Annotated in this window: 20 protein-coding genes; 7 read left to right on the plus strand and 13 right to left on the minus strand. The window is 71.9% G+C overall.

Annotated elements, in window-relative coordinates; genetic code table 11:
- Positions 1-18: 18 nt before the first annotated feature.
- From KYX17_RS29125 to KYX17_RS29170, 10 genes are all read right to left on the minus strand, one after another.
- A complete protein-coding gene (locus KYX17_RS29125; RefSeq protein WP_243232912.1) occupies positions 19-888 on the minus strand; it encodes a hypothetical protein in 870 nt (289 codons plus the stop codon).
- Complete coding sequence (locus tag KYX17_RS29130) at positions 888-1136, minus strand: hypothetical protein (protein ID WP_243232808.1); 249 nt, start codon at positions 1134-1136, stop codon at positions 888-890. The genes KYX17_RS29125 and KYX17_RS29130 overlap by 1 nt, the downstream gene beginning before the upstream one ends.
- Positions 1133-1810, minus strand: a complete 678-nt coding sequence (locus tag KYX17_RS29135) for a GntR family transcriptional regulator (protein ID WP_243232809.1) — start codon at positions 1808-1810, stop codon at positions 1133-1135. Before KYX17_RS29135 ends, KYX17_RS29130 begins: the two co-directional genes overlap by 4 nt.
- 57 nt (positions 1811-1867) lie before the next feature.
- The gene (locus tag KYX17_RS29140) at positions 1868-2812 is read right to left on the minus strand and encodes a GNAT family N-acetyltransferase (protein ID WP_243232810.1); all 945 of its coding nucleotides are present in this window, start codon (positions 2810-2812) and stop codon (positions 1868-1870) included.
- Between the two features lie 39 nt (positions 2813-2851).
- Positions 2852-3721, minus strand: a complete 870-nt coding sequence (locus tag KYX17_RS29145) for a sulfurtransferase (protein WP_243232811.1) — start codon at positions 3719-3721, stop codon at positions 2852-2854.
- 103 nt (positions 3722-3824) lie between these two features.
- Positions 3825-4268 carry a Fe-S cluster assembly sulfur transfer protein SufU gene (gene sufU / locus KYX17_RS29150; RefSeq protein WP_243232812.1) on the minus strand — a complete coding sequence of 148 codons (444 nt, stop codon included), beginning with the start codon at positions 4266-4268 and terminating at the stop codon, positions 3825-3827.
- A complete protein-coding gene (locus tag KYX17_RS29155; RefSeq protein WP_243232813.1) occupies positions 4265-5566 on the minus strand; it encodes an aminotransferase class V-fold PLP-dependent enzyme in 1302 nt (433 codons plus the stop codon). Before KYX17_RS29155 ends, sufU begins: the two co-directional genes overlap by 4 nt.
- 27 nt (positions 5567-5593) lie before the next feature.
- Complete coding sequence (locus tag KYX17_RS29160; protein WP_243232814.1) at positions 5594-5902, minus strand: hypothetical protein; 309 nt, start codon at positions 5900-5902, stop codon at positions 5594-5596.
- Between the two features lie 97 nt (positions 5903-5999).
- Positions 6000-6935 carry a helix-turn-helix transcriptional regulator gene (locus KYX17_RS29165; protein WP_243232815.1) on the minus strand — a complete coding sequence of 312 codons (936 nt, stop codon included), beginning with the start codon at positions 6933-6935 and terminating at the stop codon, positions 6000-6002.
- Positions 6932-7279, minus strand: coding sequence for a DUF6804 family protein (locus KYX17_RS29170; protein WP_243232816.1), 348 nt, complete (start codon positions 7277-7279; stop codon positions 6932-6934). Before KYX17_RS29170 ends, KYX17_RS29165 begins: the two co-directional genes overlap by 4 nt.
- A 135-nt stretch (positions 7280-7414) precedes the next feature.
- Here KYX17_RS29170 and helR point away from each other — a divergent pair, with 135 nt between their 5' ends.
- The 5 genes from helR to KYX17_RS29195 all read left to right on the plus strand — a co-directional run bounded on the left by helR (position 7415) and on the right by KYX17_RS29195 (position 16492).
- Positions 7415-9571, plus strand: a complete 2157-nt coding sequence (gene helR, locus KYX17_RS29175) for an RNA polymerase recycling motor ATPase HelR (protein WP_243232817.1) — start codon at positions 7415-7417, stop codon at positions 9569-9571.
- An 81-nt stretch (positions 9572-9652) separates the two neighbouring features.
- Complete coding sequence (locus KYX17_RS29180) at positions 9653-11014, plus strand: hypothetical protein (protein ID WP_243232819.1); 1362 nt, start codon at positions 9653-9655, stop codon at positions 11012-11014.
- Between the two features lie 4 nt (positions 11015-11018).
- Positions 11019-12707, plus strand: coding sequence for a SulP family inorganic anion transporter (locus KYX17_RS29185; RefSeq protein WP_243232821.1), 1689 nt, complete (start codon positions 11019-11021; stop codon positions 12705-12707).
- 64 nt (positions 12708-12771) lie between these two features.
- Positions 12772-13854 carry an ATP-binding protein gene (locus KYX17_RS29190; RefSeq protein WP_243232822.1) on the plus strand — a complete coding sequence of 361 codons (1083 nt, stop codon included), beginning with the start codon at positions 12772-12774 and terminating at the stop codon, positions 13852-13854.
- 73 nt (positions 13855-13927) lie between these two features.
- The gene (locus tag KYX17_RS29195; protein WP_243232825.1) at positions 13928-16492 is read left to right on the plus strand and encodes a LuxR C-terminal-related transcriptional regulator; all 2565 of its coding nucleotides are present in this window, start codon (positions 13928-13930) and stop codon (positions 16490-16492) included.
- A gap of 14 nt (positions 16493-16506) precedes the next feature.
- Here the strand turns inward: KYX17_RS29195 and KYX17_RS29200 are convergent, their stop codons facing one another.
- Positions 16507-16950, minus strand: a complete 444-nt coding sequence (locus tag KYX17_RS29200) for a DUF6325 family protein (RefSeq protein WP_243232826.1) — start codon at positions 16948-16950, stop codon at positions 16507-16509.
- 168 nt (positions 16951-17118) lie between these two features.
- On the opposite strand from KYX17_RS29200, the gene KYX17_RS29205 reads away from it, so the two are divergent.
- Positions 17119-17739 (plus strand): TetR/AcrR family transcriptional regulator, encoded by a 621-nt coding sequence (locus tag KYX17_RS29205; protein ID WP_243232827.1) that lies wholly within the window; start codon positions 17119-17121, stop codon positions 17737-17739.
- A gap of 1 nt (position 17740) precedes the next feature.
- Here KYX17_RS29205 and KYX17_RS29210 read toward each other — a convergent pair whose 3' ends face one another.
- Complete coding sequence (locus KYX17_RS29210) at positions 17741-18865, minus strand: Gfo/Idh/MocA family protein (protein ID WP_243232828.1); 1125 nt, start codon at positions 18863-18865, stop codon at positions 17741-17743.
- Positions 18862-19686 (minus strand): sugar phosphate isomerase/epimerase, encoded by an 825-nt coding sequence (locus tag KYX17_RS29215; protein WP_243232829.1) that lies wholly within the window; start codon positions 19684-19686, stop codon positions 18862-18864. The genes KYX17_RS29210 and KYX17_RS29215 overlap by 4 nt, the downstream gene beginning before the upstream one ends.
- 112 nt (positions 19687-19798) lie before the next feature.
- On the opposite strand from KYX17_RS29215, the gene KYX17_RS29220 reads away from it, so the two are divergent.
- Entirely contained in the window at positions 19799-20695 is an 897-nt protein-coding gene (locus KYX17_RS29220) for an alpha/beta fold hydrolase (RefSeq protein WP_374209000.1), read from the plus strand.
- Positions 20696-20880: the final 185 nt, after the last annotated feature.

A 20880-nucleotide genomic window follows, 5' to 3' on the forward strand; every position in this document is an offset into this window, starting at 1 on the left:
AAATCGTACCGGCACGGGTCACCGCACCGCGCCGACCCAGATGCCCGAGGCCCACGCCTGCTGGTCGCCGTCGCACCCCACCGAGCCGGCGTAGCCGCGCACGAGTGCCATGCAGTTCGCCAGGAACTCCGGGTCACCGCCGAACAGGCTCTGGTACGCCGCCGACGCGTTCAACGAGCCCCACACACGGAACTGATGGATGTGTGCCAGTTCGTGCGCCATCGCCCAGTTCAGCCTGCCGTCGCTCCAGGTCGCGATGTCCGCCCGGAACTTGATGTAGCCGTTGCTGTTCGCACACGCCGGCGCCGATCCGCCCGCGCACGACGAGGACTCGTAGAGCCCCACGCCCCCGCCGCCGACCCGGTCCAGCGCTGCACGGACCCGCGCGTAGGCGTCCTGGCCGCCCGCCGCCCACTTCGGCCCCGGCGCCGCCGAGCTCGCCGCCTGCACCCGCTCCCAGCCTGCGACCTCCTCGTCGACCTCGGTTCTCAGGGCGCGGATCGTCGCGGTCGCGGCGACGACGACACCCGGCTCCTCGCGCTCGGCGAGGACCGTCTGCTGAGTGGACACGGCCGCCGTCCGCTCGTCCGCGACATCCACCTTGCCCTCGGCCTCCGCGAACGCCGAGGACAGCGCTTCGAGCTCGGCGAGGAACTCGGGACGGACCTCGAGGACCGATTCGAGTTCGGCGGACTCGTCGTCGGCGAGCGCGATCATCCCCGCCAGGTGGACGGCACGCGCTTCGGCCTCGTCCGCCTGGGTCGTGACCTCGATCACCTGCGTGACGAGGTCCCGCCGCTGCTCATCCAGCGTCGCTGCCTTCGCGTACACGCCGGCGGCCACCACGGCGACGACGGCGAGCGTCACCGCGACCGCTCGGCGCCGCATCACTTCAGGAACCCCTCGGTGTCCGCCAGGCGATCCTGCTGCTCCGCGATCGTGACGCGAAGCGCCGTGAGCGTCCCCGCCAGCTCGAGGTTCTCCGCACGCGCCGCCTCCCGGCGCGCCTCGGCGTCCTCGAGTTCCTCTCGTGCCTGCGCCACCGCCTGCTGGCGCTGCTGATCCGCGAGCACGACGGCGCTCGCACCCGCTACGAGCAGCAGCCCGCCGAGGACGAACGCCGTCGTGCGCATCACGGACGGGCGGCTTCTCTGTCCGGGGCTCCGGTCGCCTCGCGCAGGCGGCGTTCGGCCGTGGCCCGCCCTCTGGCGAGGTGCTGGGGCACGAGATCCCCCAGCAGCTCCACATCGCGCGCGGCGATGGCGGCGAAGATCTCCTCGTGCTCGGCGACCATTCCCGCCAGGTCGTCGTGCTGGCCGAACAGCCAGCGCAGTCGGGTCACGAACACGCCGATCAGCTCGGTGAGCATGTCGTTCCCCGACAGCCGGGCGGCGACCTCGTGGAACTCCCCCGCCGCCGATCGGCCGGCGAGGATGTCGCCCGCCTCCGCGGCGGCAGCCTCCCGATCGAGCGCCTCGCGCAGCTGCACCAGTCCTTCCTCGTCGTGCCGTGCCGCAGCGAACTGGAAGATCACAGTCTCGATGGCCTCGCGCACCTCGGAGAAGTCCTGGATGTCGCGGGCGGTGAACTCCCGGACCACCGCCCAGGTGCGCGGCCGGGCGACGACGATGCCCTCTCCGACGAGCGCGCGGATCGCCTCGCGGACGGGCAGGCGGGAGACGTTCAGCTCGGCGGCGATGTCCCGCTCCACGAGCCGTGAACCGGGTGCGCGGCGCCCGAGCATGATGTCGTCGCGCAGCATCCTCGCCACCCGCGCCGACTCCAGCTCCACGGCCCCCGCCTCCGTCATGGATGGATTCTCCCACCTGCCCGGGATTCGCACCACCGCTGGTATCCCATCCAGGGCTCACAGCCTCAGCAGCGCCAGCTCCTCGACACGGCGGTAACCGAGCCGCTCGTACAGGGCCACGGCCGGCGCGTTCGCGGCGAACACGTGCAGACCGATCGATCCGGCACCCCTCGCGGCGCTCTCCCGCTCCGCCGCGAGCATGATCTCCCGCCCGTAACCCCGCCTGCGGTGGGCCTCATGGACGGCGACGTCGAGGATGAACGCGTGCGGCGTCCCGGCCCGGGTGCGCAGGCCCAGCCAGAGAATGCCGACCTCCACCCCTTCCGCCTCCGCCACGAACAGCGCCTGTCCGCGACTGGAGAGGCCCTCCGGCAGCTCTTTCGCGAACTGCCGACGCGCCTCGGCCGCGGCATCCGCGGGAGTCATGCGCCCGGTGCCAGCGAGCTCCTCGGCGAAACCGCGTTCGGACTCGGCCGCGAAGCGCTCGAACCGCTCCGGAGTCATCCCCACCACGCGAACGGCTCCCGGCTCCTCGACGCGCTCCGGCAGCGGTTCGAGCAGCATCTGGACGGAGGATGCCGCGAATCCGCGCCCCGCGAGCAGCCGGCGGGTCGCGACGTCCTGGGGGAAGAGGGTCACCGCGAGGGTGACGGCTCCCGACCGGCGCCCGGCGTCCTCGATCAGGTCTGCGAGCGCCTCGCGGTCGGCGGGAGCCAGGTCGTCGTCCGCCTGCACGTCGACGAGGAACGCGCGCTCGCCCGGAAGGCTCAGCCACACGAAACCGCGCTCCGCCCCGGCTGCGTCGAAAACCCGCAGGATCGCCGACTCCTCCGTCGCCGCGCCGCCGGGCATCAGCTGACCGAAGATCGCGTCGGCGTGCTCCACGGCATCCGGACCGGGACGGAAGCCGGATTCCTGCAGCAGCCGGATCAGGCGTCCTCTCGTCCGCGATCTCCAAGCGGGCAGGCGATCGGCGGGAAGAGGCTCCAGGCGCAGCGTCACGCCACCATCCTCCGCTCCGCGCCGCGCCGCGTCCAGACGTCACACCGCCGTGAGCCTCCCATACGGCAGGATGCCGACGGCCACCGGCAACCCGCGGTGGTTCGACCACTCGCTCCACGACCCCGGATACACCGCGGCGCGGATCCCGGCCTGCTCGAGGGCCAACGCCGTGTGCATGGCAGCGACGCCGGAGCCGCAATACACCGCGACGCGGCTGCCGTCACGGATGCCCGCCCCGGCGAAGACCCGCTGCAGCGCAGCAGGAGGCAGCAGTCTCCCGTCGCCGCCCACGGTCGCCATGGCCGGCAGATTCACCGCGCCGGGGATGTGCCCGCCGACGGGGTCGAGCGAGGCCTGCGCACCGCTGTACTGCTCGGGCGTGCGGACGTCGAGCAGGATGCCGTCGCGCGCGAAGTCCGCCACCTCGCCGATCTCGAGCCGGTCGCCCTCCCCCGCCGCCAGCACGACGTCGCCCGCTTCGGGGAGCACGTCGCCGCCTTCCAGCGGCAGCCCCTCCGCGACCCAGGCGCGGATTCCGCCGTCCAGCACCCGCACGTCCACGCCCGCGCGACGCAGCAGCCACCACAGACGCGCGGCGGCGACGCCGCGATTGTCGTCGTACGCGACCGCGATGTCCTCGTCGTGCAGGCCCCAGCCGCGCGCGGCGACCTGGAGGTCGTCGAGGGCCGGAAGCGGGTGGCGTCCCCGCTCCGGCTCGCTGCGACAGGCGAGCTCGTGTTCCAGATCCACGTACACGGCTCCGGGCAGGTGCGCGCGCACGTACTCCGGGCGCCCTTCCGGGCGATCGAGCCGCCAGCGCACGTCGAGGACCCGCACGGCGGGGCCCTCACCGTGCTCGGCGCGCCGCTGAAGGTGGATCAGCTGCGCCGGGCTGACGAGATTGGTCATGGCCCCAGCATCCGCGTCCGGGCGCCCGCCGTCATCGGGTCATGACACGTCGCTTCACGAAGCGACACACGGCGTCACACGGAGTGCGGGGCCGCTCGCGGAATCAGTCGAGCTTGCGCAGCGCGTCCTCCGCCGCGACCCACGCGAGCATGGCGCACTTCACCCTCGCGACGTAGCGGGACACTCCGCCGAGCGCTGCCGCGTCCCCGAGCAGGTCGGGGTCGGGCTCGATCTTCCCACGGGAGCGCATCGCCTCGCGGAACACCTCGATGCGGCGCTCGACCTCGGGCTGGGGCATCCCCTCGACGAGTTCGGCGAACAGCGAGGCGGACGCCTGGGAGATCGCACAGCCGTGACCCTCCCACGCCACGGCCTCGATGGTGCCGTCGACGGCGCGGTGCACCTGCAGGGTGATCTCGTCCCCGCATGTCGGGTTCACCTGATGCGACTGCGACGGCACCTCGTCGCGCAGGCCGTAGCCGTGCGGGGTGCGCGAGTGGTCCAGGATGAGCTCCTGGTACAGGTTCTGCAGATCGGACGAGCTCACCGGTTCCCCCCGAAGAAGTCGATGGCGGCCGCGACGCCGTCGATCACGGCGTCCACGTTGTCGGCGGTGTTGTAGACGTAGGTGCTCGCCCGCGTCGAGGAGGTGACTCCGAGCCGGCGGTGCAGCGGCTGCGCGCAGTGGTGACCGACCCGCACGGCGATCCCGCGGTCGTCGAGGAACTGGCCGAGATCGTGCGAGTGGATGCCGTCGACGTCGATGCTCGCGAGACCCACGCGCGGCAGGTCGATGCCTCCGCCGAGCACGCGGACGCCGTCGATGGCGCCGAGGCCGTCGACGAGGCGCCTGCCGAGTTCGGCCTCGTGCGCGGCGATCCGCGGCATCCCGATCGCGTCCAGGTACCGCACTGCCGCGGCGAGCGCGATCGCCTGCGACACCCGCTGCGTCCCGGCCTCGAAGCGCTGCGGCGACGGCAGGTACTCGGCCTCCGTCGTCGAGACGGTCGTGATCATCGACCCTCCGGTCAGGAACGGGGGCATCGCGTCCAGCAGCGTCCGGCGGCCAAAGAGCGCGCCGATGCCGGTCGGACCGAGCATCTTGTGCCCGGAGAACACTGCGAAGTCGACGTCGAGCGCGCGCACATCGACCGGCAGATGCGGCACGGACTGGCAGGCGTCCAGCAGGAACAGCGCACCGACGTCGTGAGCTGCGGCGACCAGATCCTCGACGGGGTTGACCACGCCCAGCACGTTGGACACGTGCGTGGCGGCCACAAGGCGGGTGCGTTCGGTGATGTACGCGGGCAGCTCCTCGAGCCGCAGGGCGCCGTCGTCGTCGAGCGGCAGCACGCGCAGCGTCGCGCCCGTGCGCGCCGCGAGCTCCTGCCACGGGATGAGGTTGGCGTGGTGCTCCATCTCGGTGGTGACGATCTCGTCGCCCGGACCGATCCGCAGCTGCTCGGCGGCTGCGCCACCGCGACCGGCCGACGCGTTCGAGATCGCATACGCGACGAGGTTCACGGCCTCGGTGGCGTTCGAGGTCCAGACCAGTTCGCCCTCGCCCGCGCCGATGAATCCTGCCACGGTCGCGCGGGCGTCCTCGAACACCTCGGTCGCCTCGGCCGCGAGCGTGTGCGCTCCGCGGTGCACGGCGGCGTTCAGCGTGAGCAGGTGGTCGCGTTCGGCGTCCAGCACGGCGAGCGGGCGCTGCGAGGTCGCCCCGGAGTCGAGGTACACGAGCGGATGCCCGTTCACCTCCGTGCCGAGGATCGGGAAGTCTGCGCGGATCCGGCGCACCTCGGCGTCGGTCAGCGCAGCCGCGGCTGTCGTGGTGGAGCTCATCCTTCTAGCTTCTCACCCCCGAGGTGCTCAGTCACTGGATTCGAGGTGCTCCTCGACGAGCACGATGCCTCCGCTCGAGCTCGCGGAGTTCGCGAGATCCGCGACCCACGCGGCGCTCAGCTCGGTCGGCTCCGGCTCTTCGAACACGAACCGCAGCGGGATCGACGGATGCAGCCAGATCGTCGAACGGCCTCCCGGCTCTCCCTCCGGATGCCGCCACGAGAGCGTGAAGCTCTCGTTGCGGCGCAGTTTCGTCGCCACGACGACCTTCAGGTGCGCCAGAGCCCGGTCCTCGATGAAGATCGGCTTCGCGTCGCCGTAGTGCAGATGTCCCATGACGCGACGTTAGGCCGTCCGTCCGGGGGTCGAGCGCCGGGACGTGCCGGGTATCCGCAACGCGACGCGAGCGGTGCGCACCGCGTCACCAACTGCGTCACCGAAGGCGTCGGGCGACGACTCCCGGCGCCACGCCGTACTCGGCGCGGAAATAGGCCGCGAACCGCGACGGGTGGGTGAATCCCCAGCGCCGTGCGACGGCCGCGACGGTATCGCCGGTGCGCTCGAGGTCCCGGCGAGCGCCCTCCAGGCGCGCGCGTCGGAGCGCCTCACCGGGAGTCGTGTCCAGCGCGCGCTGGAAGGCGCGCTGGAGGCCGCGCGTGGACATGTGGACCGCCGCTGCCACATCGTCGACGGTGATCGGCAGATGCGCATGCTCCTCGATGTGCGTCAGAGCGCGACGCACGGTTGCCGGAGCCGCCCGCGTCTGCGGCGAGCGCCCCATCGTGTCGCGGAACGAGGTGCCGAAGGAGGAGAGCGTGATCACGAGCGCGTGCCGTTGCAGCGAGGCGAGCAGGATCTCGTCCTTCAGCTCTGCGGAGGACAGCGCCGACAGCAGATAGTCGACTGTGCCGCTCCAGAGCTTGCTCGCCGCGGCATCCGCCATCAGCGCGTCCTGCACGGACAGCTCGAGCCCGTCGTCGCCGGAGATCTGCCGCGCGGCCGACTGGGCAGCCGCCTGGTCGAAGATCAGAGCCTGCACGGTCGCGGGGCCGTCCCAGTGCGCGCCCACGGATCGTCCGTCCGTGATCCAGGCGCTCTCGCCGGTCACGACGCCGTCCGCGGTCCGCACCCGCGCGCCGCCGCCTCGCACCCGGCAGGCCAGGATCTGGTCGACGGGTTCCACGACGGAGGTCACGCCGGCGGCGAGCTCGTAACGCACGACGGACAGCTTCGGAAGCGTCGCGGACGCCCAGTCGAACCGGAAGTCCCGCGCCTCGACCCGCTCCAGCCCGGCCGACGGGACGAAGCGCTGCCAGGTCTCCTCGACGCGCCCGACGTCCCGCGACCGGAACCTCAGCACGGCGCTCACCGGTCGGACGCGTTCCTCTCGGTCTTGATGAGCGCTCCCGCGGCGAGGAACAGCACAGCGCCGATCACACCCGCGATCGCCCACACGCCGTACTCCACGTCCACCGCGAAGACCGGGTTCCAGAACACCGCCACCAGCACGAAGACGATCGTCCACCACCACTGCCCGGCCTGCACCGCGAACCACGCCACGATCAGGGCGAGGATCGCCACGACGAAGCGGACGATCGTGGCGCCGATGCCCTCCGGCACGAGGGGCGACAGGAACAGGGCGATGGCGGCCAGGATGCCGGGCGCCAGCGCATTGCGCTGGAACGGCGGATCCGACGGACGGGAGGCGTGCATGAGACCAGTCTCCCAGCTCCCCCGCACTTCCAGGATACCGGGGAGACGGGGGCTTGCGGCAAGGGCCCCCGGAGGGCGCATACTGGTCCGTCGCGCCCGTCGACACCCGGCGGGGCGCGTGCGAACGGAGCCCGCGTGAACCCCTCGTCCCTCACCGTTTTCGACCTGCCCGACCGCCTCGCCGCCAAGGCCGACTCGGCCCTCATCGCCGAGGACGAAGCCCATTTCGCCCGGATCGCCGCGACCCTCGAGGAGGCCGTCTCGTCAGCATCCTCGAGGCTCGACGCCGTCCTGCATTCGCCGGCGGGCGTCGGCGGAGCCGCGGTCGAACGCGACCTCGAGATCCACCGGCTGAACGCGCGCCTGGGCATGCTGCGCCGGTACGGCGTCGACCTCTGCCTGGGGAAGATGACCCCCGACAGCGGCGAGCCGGTGTACATCGGACGCACGGGCCTGACGGATGCCGAGGGCGAGGCGCTGCTCGTCGACTGGCGCACGCCCGCAGCGGAGCCGTTCTTCGCGGCCAGCCATGGCGCCCCGATGGGACTGGTGAGCAGACGGCGCTACCGCTGGACGGGCCGGCGCATCACCGACTACTGGGACGAGGTGTTCACGGCGGACGGACTTCGCAATCGCGCGGCGCTGGACGACCAGTCCGCCTTCATCGCGAGCCTGGGTGCCAGCCGTTCACCGCGGATGCGCGACGTCCTCGCGACGATCCAGGCGGATCAGGACGCGATCATCCGCGCGGGCGGGGACGGCGCCCTCGTGGTCGACGGCGGCCCGGGGACGGGGAAGACCGTGGTGGCGCTGCACCGGGCCGCGTACCTGCTGTACGCCGAGCCGCGCATCGCCGCGGGCAGTGGGGGCGTGCTCGTCGTGGGCCCGCATCAGCCGTACCTCTCCTACGTGGAGGACGTGCTGCCGAGCCTGGGCGAGGAGGGTGTGCGCACCTGCACGTTGCGCGATCTCGTGCCCGAGGGCGCTGAGGCCCTGGCCGAGCCCGACCCGCATCGCGCCGCGCTCAAGGCCGATGCCCGTCTGCTGGATGCCGTGGCGACCGCCGTGCGCCTGTACCGGCGACCGCCTCAGGACCGCATGCTCGTCGAGACGGAGTGGGCGGACATCCCGCTCGACCCGGAGGACTGGGCCGATGCCTTCGACGCCGTCGAACCGGGTACTGCGCACGACGACGCCCGGCCGGACATCTGGCGCGCCCTGGTCGAGATCCTCGCGCGTCGCGCCCGTGTGCCGCAGCGCGTGCTCGCCCCCGCTCTGGCCGCGAACGATCGGCTGGGCCGGGCGTTCGAACGCGCGTGGCCGCTGCTGGACCCGACCGCGCTCACGGCCGCGTTGTTCTCGGATGCCGCGTTCCTGCGCCGATGCGCTCCATGGCTCCCGGCAGCCGAGGTCGATGCGCTCGTCCGGGCGGAGGACGCCGCCTGGACGGTCTCCGATCTGCCGTTCCTGGACGCCGCCCGCCGACTGGTCGGCGATCCGTCCGCCGAACGTGTCCGCCGTGAGCGCGCCGCGCAGCTGACCGCAGAGCGCGCGTACCGTGAGGACATCGCGGACTATCTCATCGCCAGCTCCGACGACGACCTCGGTCTCATGTCCATGCTGCGCGGCGACGACCTGCGCAACTCGCTCGACGACCTCGACGCCCTTCCGGACGTGTCGAGCGCCCCGCTGGACGGCCCGTTCGCGCACATCGTCGTCGATGAGGCCCAGGAGCTCACGGATGCCGAATGGCGGATGCTGCTGGAGCGCTGCCCCTCGCGCAGCTTCACGATCGTGGGTGACCGCGCGCAGGCCAGGCACGGGTTCACCGACACGTGGGAGGCCCGCCTCGCCCGCGCGGGCCTGGGCGAGGTCCGCATGGCCTCGCTCACCGTGAACTACCGCACGCCCTCCGAGATCATGGCGGAGGCGGAGCCGGTGATCCGCGCGGCGATCCCCGACGCCAACGTCCCGAGGTCGATCCGCTCCGGCGGCGTGCCGGTGCACCATGGCGCCCTCCGCGAGCGGGACGCGATCCTGACCTCCTGGCTCGCCGGGAACGAGGACGGAACGGCCGCCGTGATCGGGATCGATCCCGGGCCGACTCCGCCGCGCGTGCTGTCCCTCACGCCGGAGACCGCGAAGGGCCTCGAGTTCGACCTGGTCGTGCTCCTCGACCCCGACGGCTGGGGCGACGGGGTGGAGGGGGCCGTCGACCGCTACGTCGCGATGACGCGCTCCACGCGCGAGCTCGTCGTGCTGCGCCCCGACGCGCTCACCCGCGCGGGATGATCGAGCGCGTCCCTCCGGACGGACGCGGGGCACAGTGAGGAAGCGGGCCGCCGCCGCGGCCCGGACACGGATGGGGGAACCATGGCCGCCGAGACGGACACCGCAGCGCTGCAGGCGAGGATCGCCGCCCTCGAGGCCGAGAACGACGCGCTGCGCACCGAAACGCCGCGCCGGCGGCGCGTCCGCGGTCGCAGCATCCTCGCGGGCGTCCTGCTGGTCGTCGCGATCCTGCTCGCGCCGATCGCAGTGCTCGGCACCTGGGCGCGCGTTCAGCTCGTCGACACGGACCGCTTCGTCGCGACCTTCGCCCCGCTCGCCGAGGACCCACAGGTCCAGTCCTACATCGCCGACCAGGCGATGACCGCGATCGATGAGAACCTCGACATCCAGGGCATCGTCGACGACCTCGCGGACGGGCTGACCCAGCTGGATCTGCCGCCGCGCGCCGAGAACGCGATCCAGCTGCTCACGGTTCCCGCCGCGCAGGGGATCCGCACCCTTGTCGGCAACGCGGTGGACCGCGTCGTCGCCTCGGATGCGTTCGCGGGGATCTGGCAGACGACGCTGCGCGAGACCCACTCCCGCGCCGTCGCCATCATCCAGGGGCAGGAGGGCACGGCGATCACGCTCGGCGGGGACGGCACGCTGTCGATCGATCTCGGCGTGGTGATCGGCAACGTCAAGGACCATCTCGTCGACAGCGGCTTCGGCTTCGCCGAGGCGATCCCCGAGATCCAGCGCACCATCCCGCTCGCGACGGCGGACTCCTTCGTCCTGATCCGGACCCTGTACCAGGTGGCCACGGCGGCCGGCTATTGGCTGCCCTGGGTCGTGCTGGGCCTGCTCGTCGTCGGCGTCGCGCTCGCCGTGAAGCGCTCCCGCGCGGTCGTGGCGGCCGGCGCGGGGCTCACGATCGCGTTCCTGGCGCTGCTCGCCGGTTTCGGCATCGGCCGGCAGTTCTTCATCGGCGCGGTGAGCCCGTCCGTCATGCCTGCGGGAACGGCCGCGGTCGTCTTCGACCAGGTGACCGAGCTCATGAACGCGACGCTGGTGGCACTCACGGTGCTCGCCCTGCTCATCGCCCTGGGCGCGTGGCTGTCCGGGCCCTGGCGGCCCGCGCGCCGGATCCGGCGCATCGGACAGGATGCCGAGAACACCCTGCGCCGGACCGCCGAGCGGTACGGCCTGAGCACGGGATCGTTCGGCGCGTTCCTCGACCGCGCGGCCCCGGCTCTGCGGGTGATCGTCGTGCTCGGCGCCGTCGCGATCCTGTTCCTGTCGCGGCCGATCACGATCGGCGGCGTGCTGTGGACTCTGGTCGGCGTGATCGTCCTCCTGCTGCTCATCGAGGTGCTGCGCCGCCCGGCCGATGAACCGGAGACGGCGACGGACGCGGCACCGGATGCCGAGGCCGCCGCGACCGTGTCGCGGCCTCCGGCCTGAGCTCATGAGGATCCCCGGCCCTGTCCAGGCGTACCTCGGCCGCTTCGGCGGACGCGGCACGGTGCGCAAGGATCTCGTCGCCGGGGTCGCGCTCGGCGTCGAGAGCGTTCCGGACGGCCTGGCCGCAGGTGTCCTCGCCGGGGTCAATCCGCTGTTCGGTCTGAACGCCTATATGGTCGGTACGTTCGCCGGGGCCCTCACGACGGGCTCGGTGTTCATGAGCGTGCAGGCGACGGGCGCCATGAGCGTCATCCTCGCCGATGTCCCCGAGATGCAGGGGCCGCTCGCGGCCACCGCCGTCGCGACCGTGACGGTGATGGCCGGGCTCATCATGCTCGGCCTCGGGCTCGCCCGCATGGGCAGCCTCGTCCGCTTCATCCCCACGGCCGTGCTGATCGGATTCGTCAACGCCGTGGCGGTCAACATCGTCCTCGGCCAGCTCGACAACCTCACCGGCTTCACGAGCACCGGCGCGAACCGGCTGGTGCGGGCGCTGGACAGCGCGCTGGGCATGTCGCACTTCAGCTGGCCCTCGCTGCTCGTCGGGGCCGTCACGGCGGCGATCATCCTGCTCCTGGAGCGCACCAGGATCGGCGCGCTCGCCCTCGTCGTCGCCGTCGTCCTCGGCTCCGCCGCGGCACTGCTGATGCCGAACGAGTCCGTCGCGACCGTCGGCGATCTGGCCGAGGTGTCGCGGTCGGTGCCGGGGCTGAGCCTTCCCGATCCGTCCCTGATCCTGGCGCTCATCGTCCCCGCACTGTCGCTCGCCCTCGTCGGGCTCGTGCAGGGGGCGGCGATCTCGGGCTCCATCCCGAACCCGGACGGCCGCTATCCGAACGCCTCCGCGGACTTCCGCGGCCAGGGGATAGCGAACATCGCGACGGGGATGCTGCAGGGCATGCCGGTCGGCGGATCGATGTCGGCCACGGCCCTGGTGCGTGCCGCCGGAGCGCGGACGGCTCTGGCGAACCTCACCGCCGGGGTCGTCATGCTCGTGACGCTGCTGGTGTGCGGCCCGCTGATCGAATACGTCGCCATGCCGGCGCTGGCGGCCCTGCTGATCCTCATCGGCGTCAGGACCTTCAAGATCCATCAGGTGCTGCTGGTGTGGCGCACCGGTGCGATGCAGATCGCGGTGTTCCTCGTCACCTTCGTCCTCACGCTGCTCATCCCGCTGCAGTACGCCGTGCTGGCGGGTGTGGGCCTGTCGGTCGTGATGCACATCGCGCGGCAGTCCAATCGCATCAGGGTGCTGCGGTGGGTTTTCGACGGCGATGGGTTCCGGCCGCGGGAGGTGGCGCCGCCCGCGGAGCTCCCCGGAGGCGAGACGGTGGTCCTGACCGCTTACGGCAGCCTGTTCTTCGCCTCGGCGCACTCCTTCCGCGCCCAGCTGCCGCAGCCGACGCCCTCCTCGGCCGGCGCCGTGGTGGTGATCAGGCTGCGCGGCACCGAGGAGCTCGGCGTCACGTTCCTCACGATGATCCGCGACTACGCCGTCGACCTGCGCGCCCACGGCGCCACCCTCATGATCACGGGCGTCGAGCCGCGACTCGCGCATCAGCTGGACGCGACGGGAGTGGGGGCGATCGTGGGCGAGGAGAACATCTTCCCGCTGCGCCGGAGACTCGGCGACTCGCTCGACGACGCGCTGAACGCGATCCGCGCGCGGCGATCGCCGGACGACGCGGGCTGAGGCGTCACCCCGGCCGGGCGACGCGCTCCCTCCGCCCTCCGTCGATGCCTCTACGATGACGGGCATGAGCGCTGAGATGCCGATCGGCACCCTCCTGGATTCGTCGGACACCGCGTACCTGCGCGCACCCCGGTTCAACCGGCACACGTTCTGGTGCGGCCAGAGCGGCTCAGGGAAGACGTACGCGCTCGGTGTCGTCCTCGAGCAGGTGCTGCTGCACACGCGCCTGCCCATCGTCGTGCTCGACCCGAACTCGGACTTCGTGCACCTCGACACCCCCCGGGAGTCCGCGCCGGAGGACGCCGCGGCGCAACTGGCCGCGCGGGACATCCGCATCCTGCGACCGGGGTCCGAGGGCGAGGACCATCTTCAGGTGAGATTCGTCGACATGGACATCCGCTCCCGTGCGGCCGTGCTGCAGCTCGACCCGGTGCTGGACGCCGAGGAGTTCAACGCGATGCTGCGGGTGGGCGCGACATTCACGAAGGCGGACGACCGCCGCCTCGGCGACTGGCTGGAATCCCACGACGACCCGATGTTCCGGCGGCTCGCGCTGCGACTGCGCAATCTCGGCATCCTGGAGTGGGACCTGTGGGCGTGGGGCGGCCACGACGTGACCGATGTCGTGAACGCGACGCCGGACGCCACCGTGCTGGACCTCGGCGGGTTCGACTCGGCCGCACAGCTGCAGACCGCCGCGCTCGCCGTCCTCGACCGGCTGTGGGCCCAGCGTCACGAGCGCACCGGCCGCCTCGTGGTGATCGACGAGGCGCACAACCTCGCGGCGCCGGATGCCGGGACTCCGCTCGCCAGAGCCCTCACCGAGCGCATCGTGCAGATCGCGGCCGAGGGGCGAAAATACGGCATCTGGCTGCTGCTCTCCACGCAACGGCCCTCGAAGCTGCACCCCAACGTGATCTCGCAGTGCGACAACCTGGCGCTGTTGAAGATGAGCTCCACGCGCGATCTCGCCGAGCTCGGCCAGATCTTCGGATTCGCCCCCTCAGAACTGCTGGATCAGTCGCCGACGTTCCGCCAGGGGCAGGCGCTGTTCGCCGGCGGGTTCGCGTCGGAGCCGCAGCTCGTGCAGATGGGGGCGCGACTGACCCGCGAAGGCGGCTCGGACGTTCCGATCGGCATCCGCTGACCGCAGATCCCCTCGGGACACGCGGCGGGGCGGTGCTCGTACCGAACAGCCGCGGCACGCAATACTGAGGGGCATGGTCCCCCCGCCATCCGCTCCCGCCCGCGTTCGCGGCGTCCGGTTCCGGCCGCCCGTCCAGCAGCGCGGGCACCTGCGGCGGCCCCGGCTCACGGAGCTGCTGGATGCGCGGCTGGCCGAGCATCCGACCGTCCTCGTCGTCGCACCCAGCGGCTACGGCAAGACCTCCGCGGTGGCCGAATGGGCCGCAACGCGCGCGGGGCGCGTCGCGTGGCTGACGCTCGGGTCCTGGGACGCCGACCGCGCACACCTCGACGTCAGCGTCCTCCGCGCTCTGCAGGCGCTGGCCGCGGAGTCCCGGCGGCCGGAGCTCGCGGGTCTCCTGGCGCTTCAGCCCGAAGAGGTCGACGCCGCACTCGCGTTCGACGTCGTCTCGGAAGCGCTGGCGTCCTCCCCCGAGCCCGTCGTCCTCGTGGTCGACGACGCGCACCGCGCCGAGGACGAGCTGTCCGAAGGCCTGCTCGGCGCCTTCATCCGCGGAGAGTGCGAACAGCTGCAGGTCGCGGTGGTCGGGACGGGCTACGTCGAGATCGCCTTGAGCCGCTTGGCGCTGTCGGCGCCGCACTGCGTCGTGCACCCGCAGGACCTCGCGTTCTCGAACGAGGAGATCGCCGCGCTGTACGCCGCGACCGGGCTTCCGCTCGACCCGGACGCCGTGCTCGCCGAGACGAGCGGCTGGCCGATCGCGCTGAGGTTCGTGCAGCTGTCCGGGGTGCACCCCGACACCGCCGGCGGCGGCGACGAGTCGCTGCTGCAGCGCTATGTGCGCGACCACGTCATCGCCGCGCTGCCGGAGGAGCTGGCCGCCTTCGTGCTGGACTCCTCAGTGTGCAGCGTGCTGACGCCTGAGCTCGGCGCGGCGATCGCCGGCGCACCGGACGGGGGCGCGCTGCTGGAGCGGTGCACGGAGATGGGGCTGTTCCTGGATCGGTTCGAGACGGCATCCGGCCCGGCGTACCGCTGGCACGGGATCGCCGCACGGCAGTTCCGGCGCCTGCTCGAGCAGAAGTCGCCTGGCCGGCGCGAGGAGGTGCTCCGCATCGCGGCCGCGCACCTGCGGGACGAGGACCCGCTCGCGGCTGCGCGCTACCTGCTCGACGCGGAGGATCCCGACGCGGCCCTGCGCATCGTCCTCGACCACTGGCTGGGGCTCACCGTCGGGCCGAAGGCCCGCGCACTCGACGCGTGGTGCGCGGCGCTGCCCGGTGAGTACGCCGACGACCCCCGCGTGCTGCTGATGCGCGCGTGCGCGCAGGACGTGGTCGGCAACCGCGACGTCGCGCTGATGTACTCGGCGAGGGCCGACGCACGATCCCGGCTCGTCGACGCCGCCGAGTACGCCGTGCTGCGCTCTCGCGCGGACCTCTTCCTGCTCGACGACCGGACCGATCTGGCCGCGGCGAGCGCGCAGGTGCGTCAGCAGCTGGAGGTCGCGAACGCCCAGAGCTCCACGGACCGGGCCGCGCTGCTGTACCTGCTCGGCTGGTCGGAGCTGCGGCATCGCGCCTCCCCCGACCTCATCGTCCAGCTGTTCTCCTCCGCCGCTGTCGAGGCGCGCGCCGCCGGTCAGGACACGCTCGAGCAGCGCTCTCTCGGGCATCTGGCGTTCACGCTCGCCTGGGCGGGTCAGTTCGCCCGAGCGGACGAGGTCCTCGACGGATCGGATGAACGACCGGACGAGGCCGGATGGGCGGCGTACGCGGGAGGCAGCGCCGCCACCGCATCCGGATTCGCCGCCTTCTGGCGCGACGACCTCGACCGGGCTCAGGCGGACCTGACGCGGGCGACGCGCAGCGGCAGCGCCAACCGGTCCTTCGCCGGGATCGCCCGGATGATGCTCGCGTTCACGGCCGCGGCCACGCGCGACGCGCACGCCTGTCAGCACGCTGCGCGCGAGCTGCAGGCGCTGCCGGCCACGATGCAGCAGGGGGTGTCCTGGCCGGCGTTCCGGCATGCCTCACTGGCGATGCTCTTCGAGGCGACCGGACGACGCGAGCAGGCGCTGCGGATCGTGTCGATGTATGAGGAGGCCGATGATCTCCCGCTCGTGACGGTCATGCTCGCGGGCGTCGCCGAACGGCTCGGCCGTCCGCAGACCGCGCTGCACATGCTGCGCCGGATCGCCCGCTACGACGCGATCTCCTACGTGCGGGTGAGCCGCATGCTCGTCGAGGGCGTGCTGCACTGGCGCGCCGAGCGCCTGCCGCAGGCGCACGACGTGATCGAGCGTGCGCTGGAGGTCGCGGTCGCCGAGGATCTGCGCCGGCCGTTCGCCGGCGGCGGCCTGGACGTGCGCCAGGTGCTCACGGAGCAGCTGGCGTGGGGCACGAAGCACGAGGAGTTCATCACGGCCTGCCTCGCTCCGCGTCCGGGAGCCGGGTCGCTGCAGGAGCTGTCCGAGCGGGAGCGCGAGGTGTTCGCACAGTTGCGCACCACGCGCACGATGCAGGAGATCGCCGAGGGGCTGGGCGTGTCGATCAACACGATCAAGACGCACCAGCGCGCGATCTACCGCAAGCTCGGCGTCGCGTCCCGCCGCGAGGCCGTTCGCCTTTTCGCCTGAGAGGGGCGGGCGACTCAGTCGTCCGAGGCCATGCCGACGACCGTGTTGACGACGGTCGCCGGGATCCGCTCGGCCGCGATGACCGTTGCCCCGTCTCGCGCGAGCTGCTCGGCCAGCTCCCTGGCCCACAGCAGCTCGAGGGCGACGACCGCCGCGGCGCCTCCGGACGGGAGCCTCTCCGCGATCGCTGCGAGATCCTCCTCCCCCGCCAGACCAGGGGCATGCAGCTCCAGTCCGTCGAGCGCGAAGCCGTCGAGGTCGACCTCGTCGACGCGGACTACGCCCGCGACGCTCTTGGAGAGAAGCACGAAGTCCAGCATCCGCACGACGCCGTCGGCGACCTGCGCGGCCAGCGCGTGCAGGAGCTCGGCGGACAGCACGGGCTCGCGCAACGCGATGACCGTGAGCTCCACCGGCCCGAACTGCACCGGAGCGAGCGTGGCGCGGCTGCCGCTCATCGGCCGACTCCCTCCCGCGACGGAATGCGTCTGCGAGGATGCTCGCACTCGTCCGGGAAGGACGGCCAACGGGTCATCCCGCAGGGGTGATGCCGTTCCTCAACAGTCCTGCGCAGGGACTGAACCTCCGATCGGAGGTTTTCGCGCTCGTCTCGGTATCATCGGGATATGAGCTCGCCCGACGCCGACGCGCCGCGCCCCCGGGGCCGCTACCCGAAGGGCATCGCGCGGCGCCAGGAGATCCTGGACAAGGCCATCGAGGTCTTCGCGCGGCGCGGGTCGCAGAAGACCAGCCTGCGCGCGATCGCGCAGGAGGTCGGCGTCACGCACGCCGCGCTCACCCACTACTTCGGCTCGCTCGAGGAGCTGCTCGTGGAGGTGTACCGCGAATCGCAGCGCAAGCCGCGCGGGGCGAAGCAGCCTCCGGCCGCATCGAGCCCTGCCATGGCGATGCGGGCGTCCGCCGAGGAGAACCGCAGCATCCCCGGCCTCGTGCAGTTGTACTCGACGCTGACGGCGATGGCGCTCGAGGAGAACCATCCTGCCGCCCAGGAGTTCATCACGGAGCGGTTCGCGCGGCTCCGCGCGGGCATCGCCGAGCAGGTGCGCGAGCTGCAGGCCGCCGGCCACCTGCGCGCGGATCTCGATCCGGTGCTCGTCGCCGCCCTCGTGATCGCGGCATCCGACGGTCTGCAGACGCAGTGGCTGCTCGACGATGCCGTCGATCACGAGGCGGCGCTCGAGATGCTCGACCGGCTGCTCAGGGGCGCGACGCCCCCGAGCGCCTGAGTCAGAGCGTCGACGCGAAGGGGTCGAATCCCTCGGGCAGCAGCGGCACCGGTGCGACCGTGCTGCCGACCACGACGGTCTGGCCGGTGGCCGCGGACTCCTGAGCGGAGAGCAGGATGTCGAGCACGTGGAACCCGAGCTCGCCGGAGGCCACGTGCGGGCGGTCCTCCGCGATCGCGCGGACCATGTCGAGCGCGCCGATGCCTCGGCCGACCTCGACGGCGTCGTGCTCGATCTCGATCCACTCCTGCTGGAACGACATGCCGTCGCGGATCACGCCGAGCGGCTTGACGTACGCGATGCGACCGGCGAACTGGTTCGGGTCGGCGATCACGATGGTCCCCTCGGTGCCGTGGATCTCCACGACGCCGTGCCGCTCGAGCGCCGAGTCGAAGCTCAGCAGGCTCTGGGCCTGAGTGCCCTGTTCGAAGGCCGTGACGATCTGGATCGTCGACGGCACCTCGACCGGGAACGTCGTCCCCGCGTTCGGGCCGGTGTGGATCTCGCGCTCCTCGCGCGCCTTCGATCCGACGGCGGCGACGCGGTCGACGGGGCCGAGCAGGCTGACGAGAGCCGAGAAGTAGTACGGGCCCATGTCGAGCAGCGGGCCCGCGCCGTGCGCGAAGAGGAACGCGGGATTCGGGTGCCAGAGGTCGGGGCCCTGCGTCTGGAACGCGGTCTGTGCGAACAGGGGGCGGCCGATGAGCCCGCCCTCGATCGCACGTCGCGCGGCCTGGAAGGCGGGACCGAGCAGGGTGTCGGGCGCGGAGCCGATCCGCAGACCCGCGGCGTCCGCCTCGCGCAGCAGCTCGGCGGCGCCCTCGCGGTCGAGGCCCAGCGGCTTCTCGGTCCACACGTGCTTGCCCGCGGCGATCGCGGCACGGGAGACCTCGATGTGCACGGCCGGGACGGTGAGGTTCACGACCAGGTCGACGCCGGGGTGGGCGAGGACGTCCTCGGCGGAGCCGGAGGCGGGGACGCCGTACTTCTCGGCCTGCGCCTGCGCGCGGTCGAGCAGCAGGTCGCCGACGATGAGCACCTCGACGTCCGGGAAGGACGACAGGTTCTGCAGGTACGTGTCGCTGATGACGCCGACCCCGATGATGCCGATGCCGATGGCGCTCATCGGGCGAACCCGCCCTCGGTGAGGAAGGCGTAGCTGGCGGCGATATCGGCGAACACGTCTCCGGGGGCGTTGTCGTACTCGATGATCGCGTACTGGAGCGCGGATGCCGCGTTCAGCGCGTCGGCGAGCGGGACGTCTCCGGTTCCGGCGTGACGCTGGTCGAGGGAGTCGGAGCCGAAGGCCTCGGCACCGGGGGCGAACGGGTTGCTCGCCGGAGCGACGCCGTCCTTGACGTGGGCCGCGACGAGCCGGTCGCCGAGGCGCGAGACGAGACCGACGACGTCCTGTCCGCCCACGAGGGCCCAGTACAGGTCGAGCTCGATGACGACGCGCTCGTCCGTGAGCGACACGAAGCGCTCGTAGGCGGTCTGGCCGTCGAAGTCCGCGACGAACTCCTGCGCGTGGTTGTGGTATCCGACCTGGAGGCCGAACTCGGCGGCCTTGTCGACGAGCGCGTTCAACCGGTCGGCGATGTCGGTGACGCCATCGAGCGTGAACCAGCGCTCCGGCGCGACGAACGGGTCGATGACGGTCGTGAGCCCGACCTTCGCTGCGGCCTCGAAGACCGCCTCGGGTGCGGGGGTGGGGATCGATCCGTCCGGCGTCCACAGCTCGTCCGAGAGCAGTGGCGCGTGCCCGGTCGGGGAGGCGAGCCCCGAGGCATCCAGCGCCGCGCGGATCTCGCCCGGACGGCGCACGAAGTCGAACGCCTCGACGTTGCGCAGGCCGATCGCGGCGAGCTTGTCGAGCGAGCCCTCCATGTCGGCGGAGAACTCCGCTGCGAGCGTGTACAGCTGGACCGAGGCTTCTGGCAGGGCCACGTTGACCTTCCTTCTCTGACGGGAACATGGGGCCTCCGCGGCACCCGCGGGCCAGAATAGCAGAAACCTCCGGGTGGAAGTTCTACCGTCCGGGCGATCCGGACGGTACCGTGTGAGCGTGTCGACGGAACCGAGAAGCGGACGGGCCCAGGTCTCGCCTGCCGCCCTGGACGCGGCGCTCGGCGACATCGACTGGACGCGCCTGCCGGCGGGGTCCGAGCCCTCGCGCTTCGCGGCTCCGAGCGGAGAGCTGGCGGTCGTGTCGCTCGGCGATCCGGAGCGCCCGCGCGTCGTGCTCGTGCCCGGTGCGACCGGCTCCAAAGAGGACTTCTCGCTCGTCCTGCCGATCCTCGCCGAGGCCGGCTACTTCGTGCAGTCGCTCGATCTCGCCGGCCAGTACGAATCGCATGCCGCCGGCGCGGACGCGGCGTACACCTATCAGCTGTTCGTCGACGACCTGATCGCGTTCCTGGAATCCGGCGGGCCCGCGCATCTGCTGGGATACTCGTTCGCGGGCACCGTCGCCCAGCTCGTGGCGGTGCGACGGCCGGACCTGCTGCGCTCACTCGCTCTGCTGACGACGCCGCCGGGCCACGGGAACGTCTTCGCGCGCATGCGATGGCTGGGACCGTTCGCTCCGATCGCGAGCGCGCGCCGCGGGGCCGCGCTCATGATCTGGGGCATCATGACGAACAAGAACCGGGTGCCGCCTCGTCGGCTCGCCTTCGTGCGATCGCGGTTCGCGCTCACGAGCCGGCGCAGCGTCGAGGAAATCGTCGGACTGATGATGGCCTCCCCCGATGTGCGCACCGAGGTGCGGGAACTCGCACTGCCGAAGCTGGTCGCCGCCGGCTCACGGGACCTGTGGCCACTCACCGCTCACGCGCGGTTCGCCCGAGAACTCGGAGCGGAGTTCCGTGTCTATCCGACCGGGCACAGCCCGAGCGAGACGACCCCGCACCAGCTCAGCGCCGACCTGCTCGAGCTGTACGCCTCCTCCGAGGGCTGATCCCCGGCGCGCAGAGGCCTCGCGCGCGCGGCGCCGTGCCTGCCGCCGTCGACGCGGACTCTCCTGCGGCAGATGGAGCCGGACCGTCGGCAGCACCCAGCTGAGCCGTCGCCAGAGGGAAGCCCAGTTCCGGAACGGCCGCGCCGAGACCTCGACGACGAGGCCGCGGTCGCGCAGCACGGTCA

The organism is Microbacterium sp. CIAB417 (genome assembly GCF_022788845.1).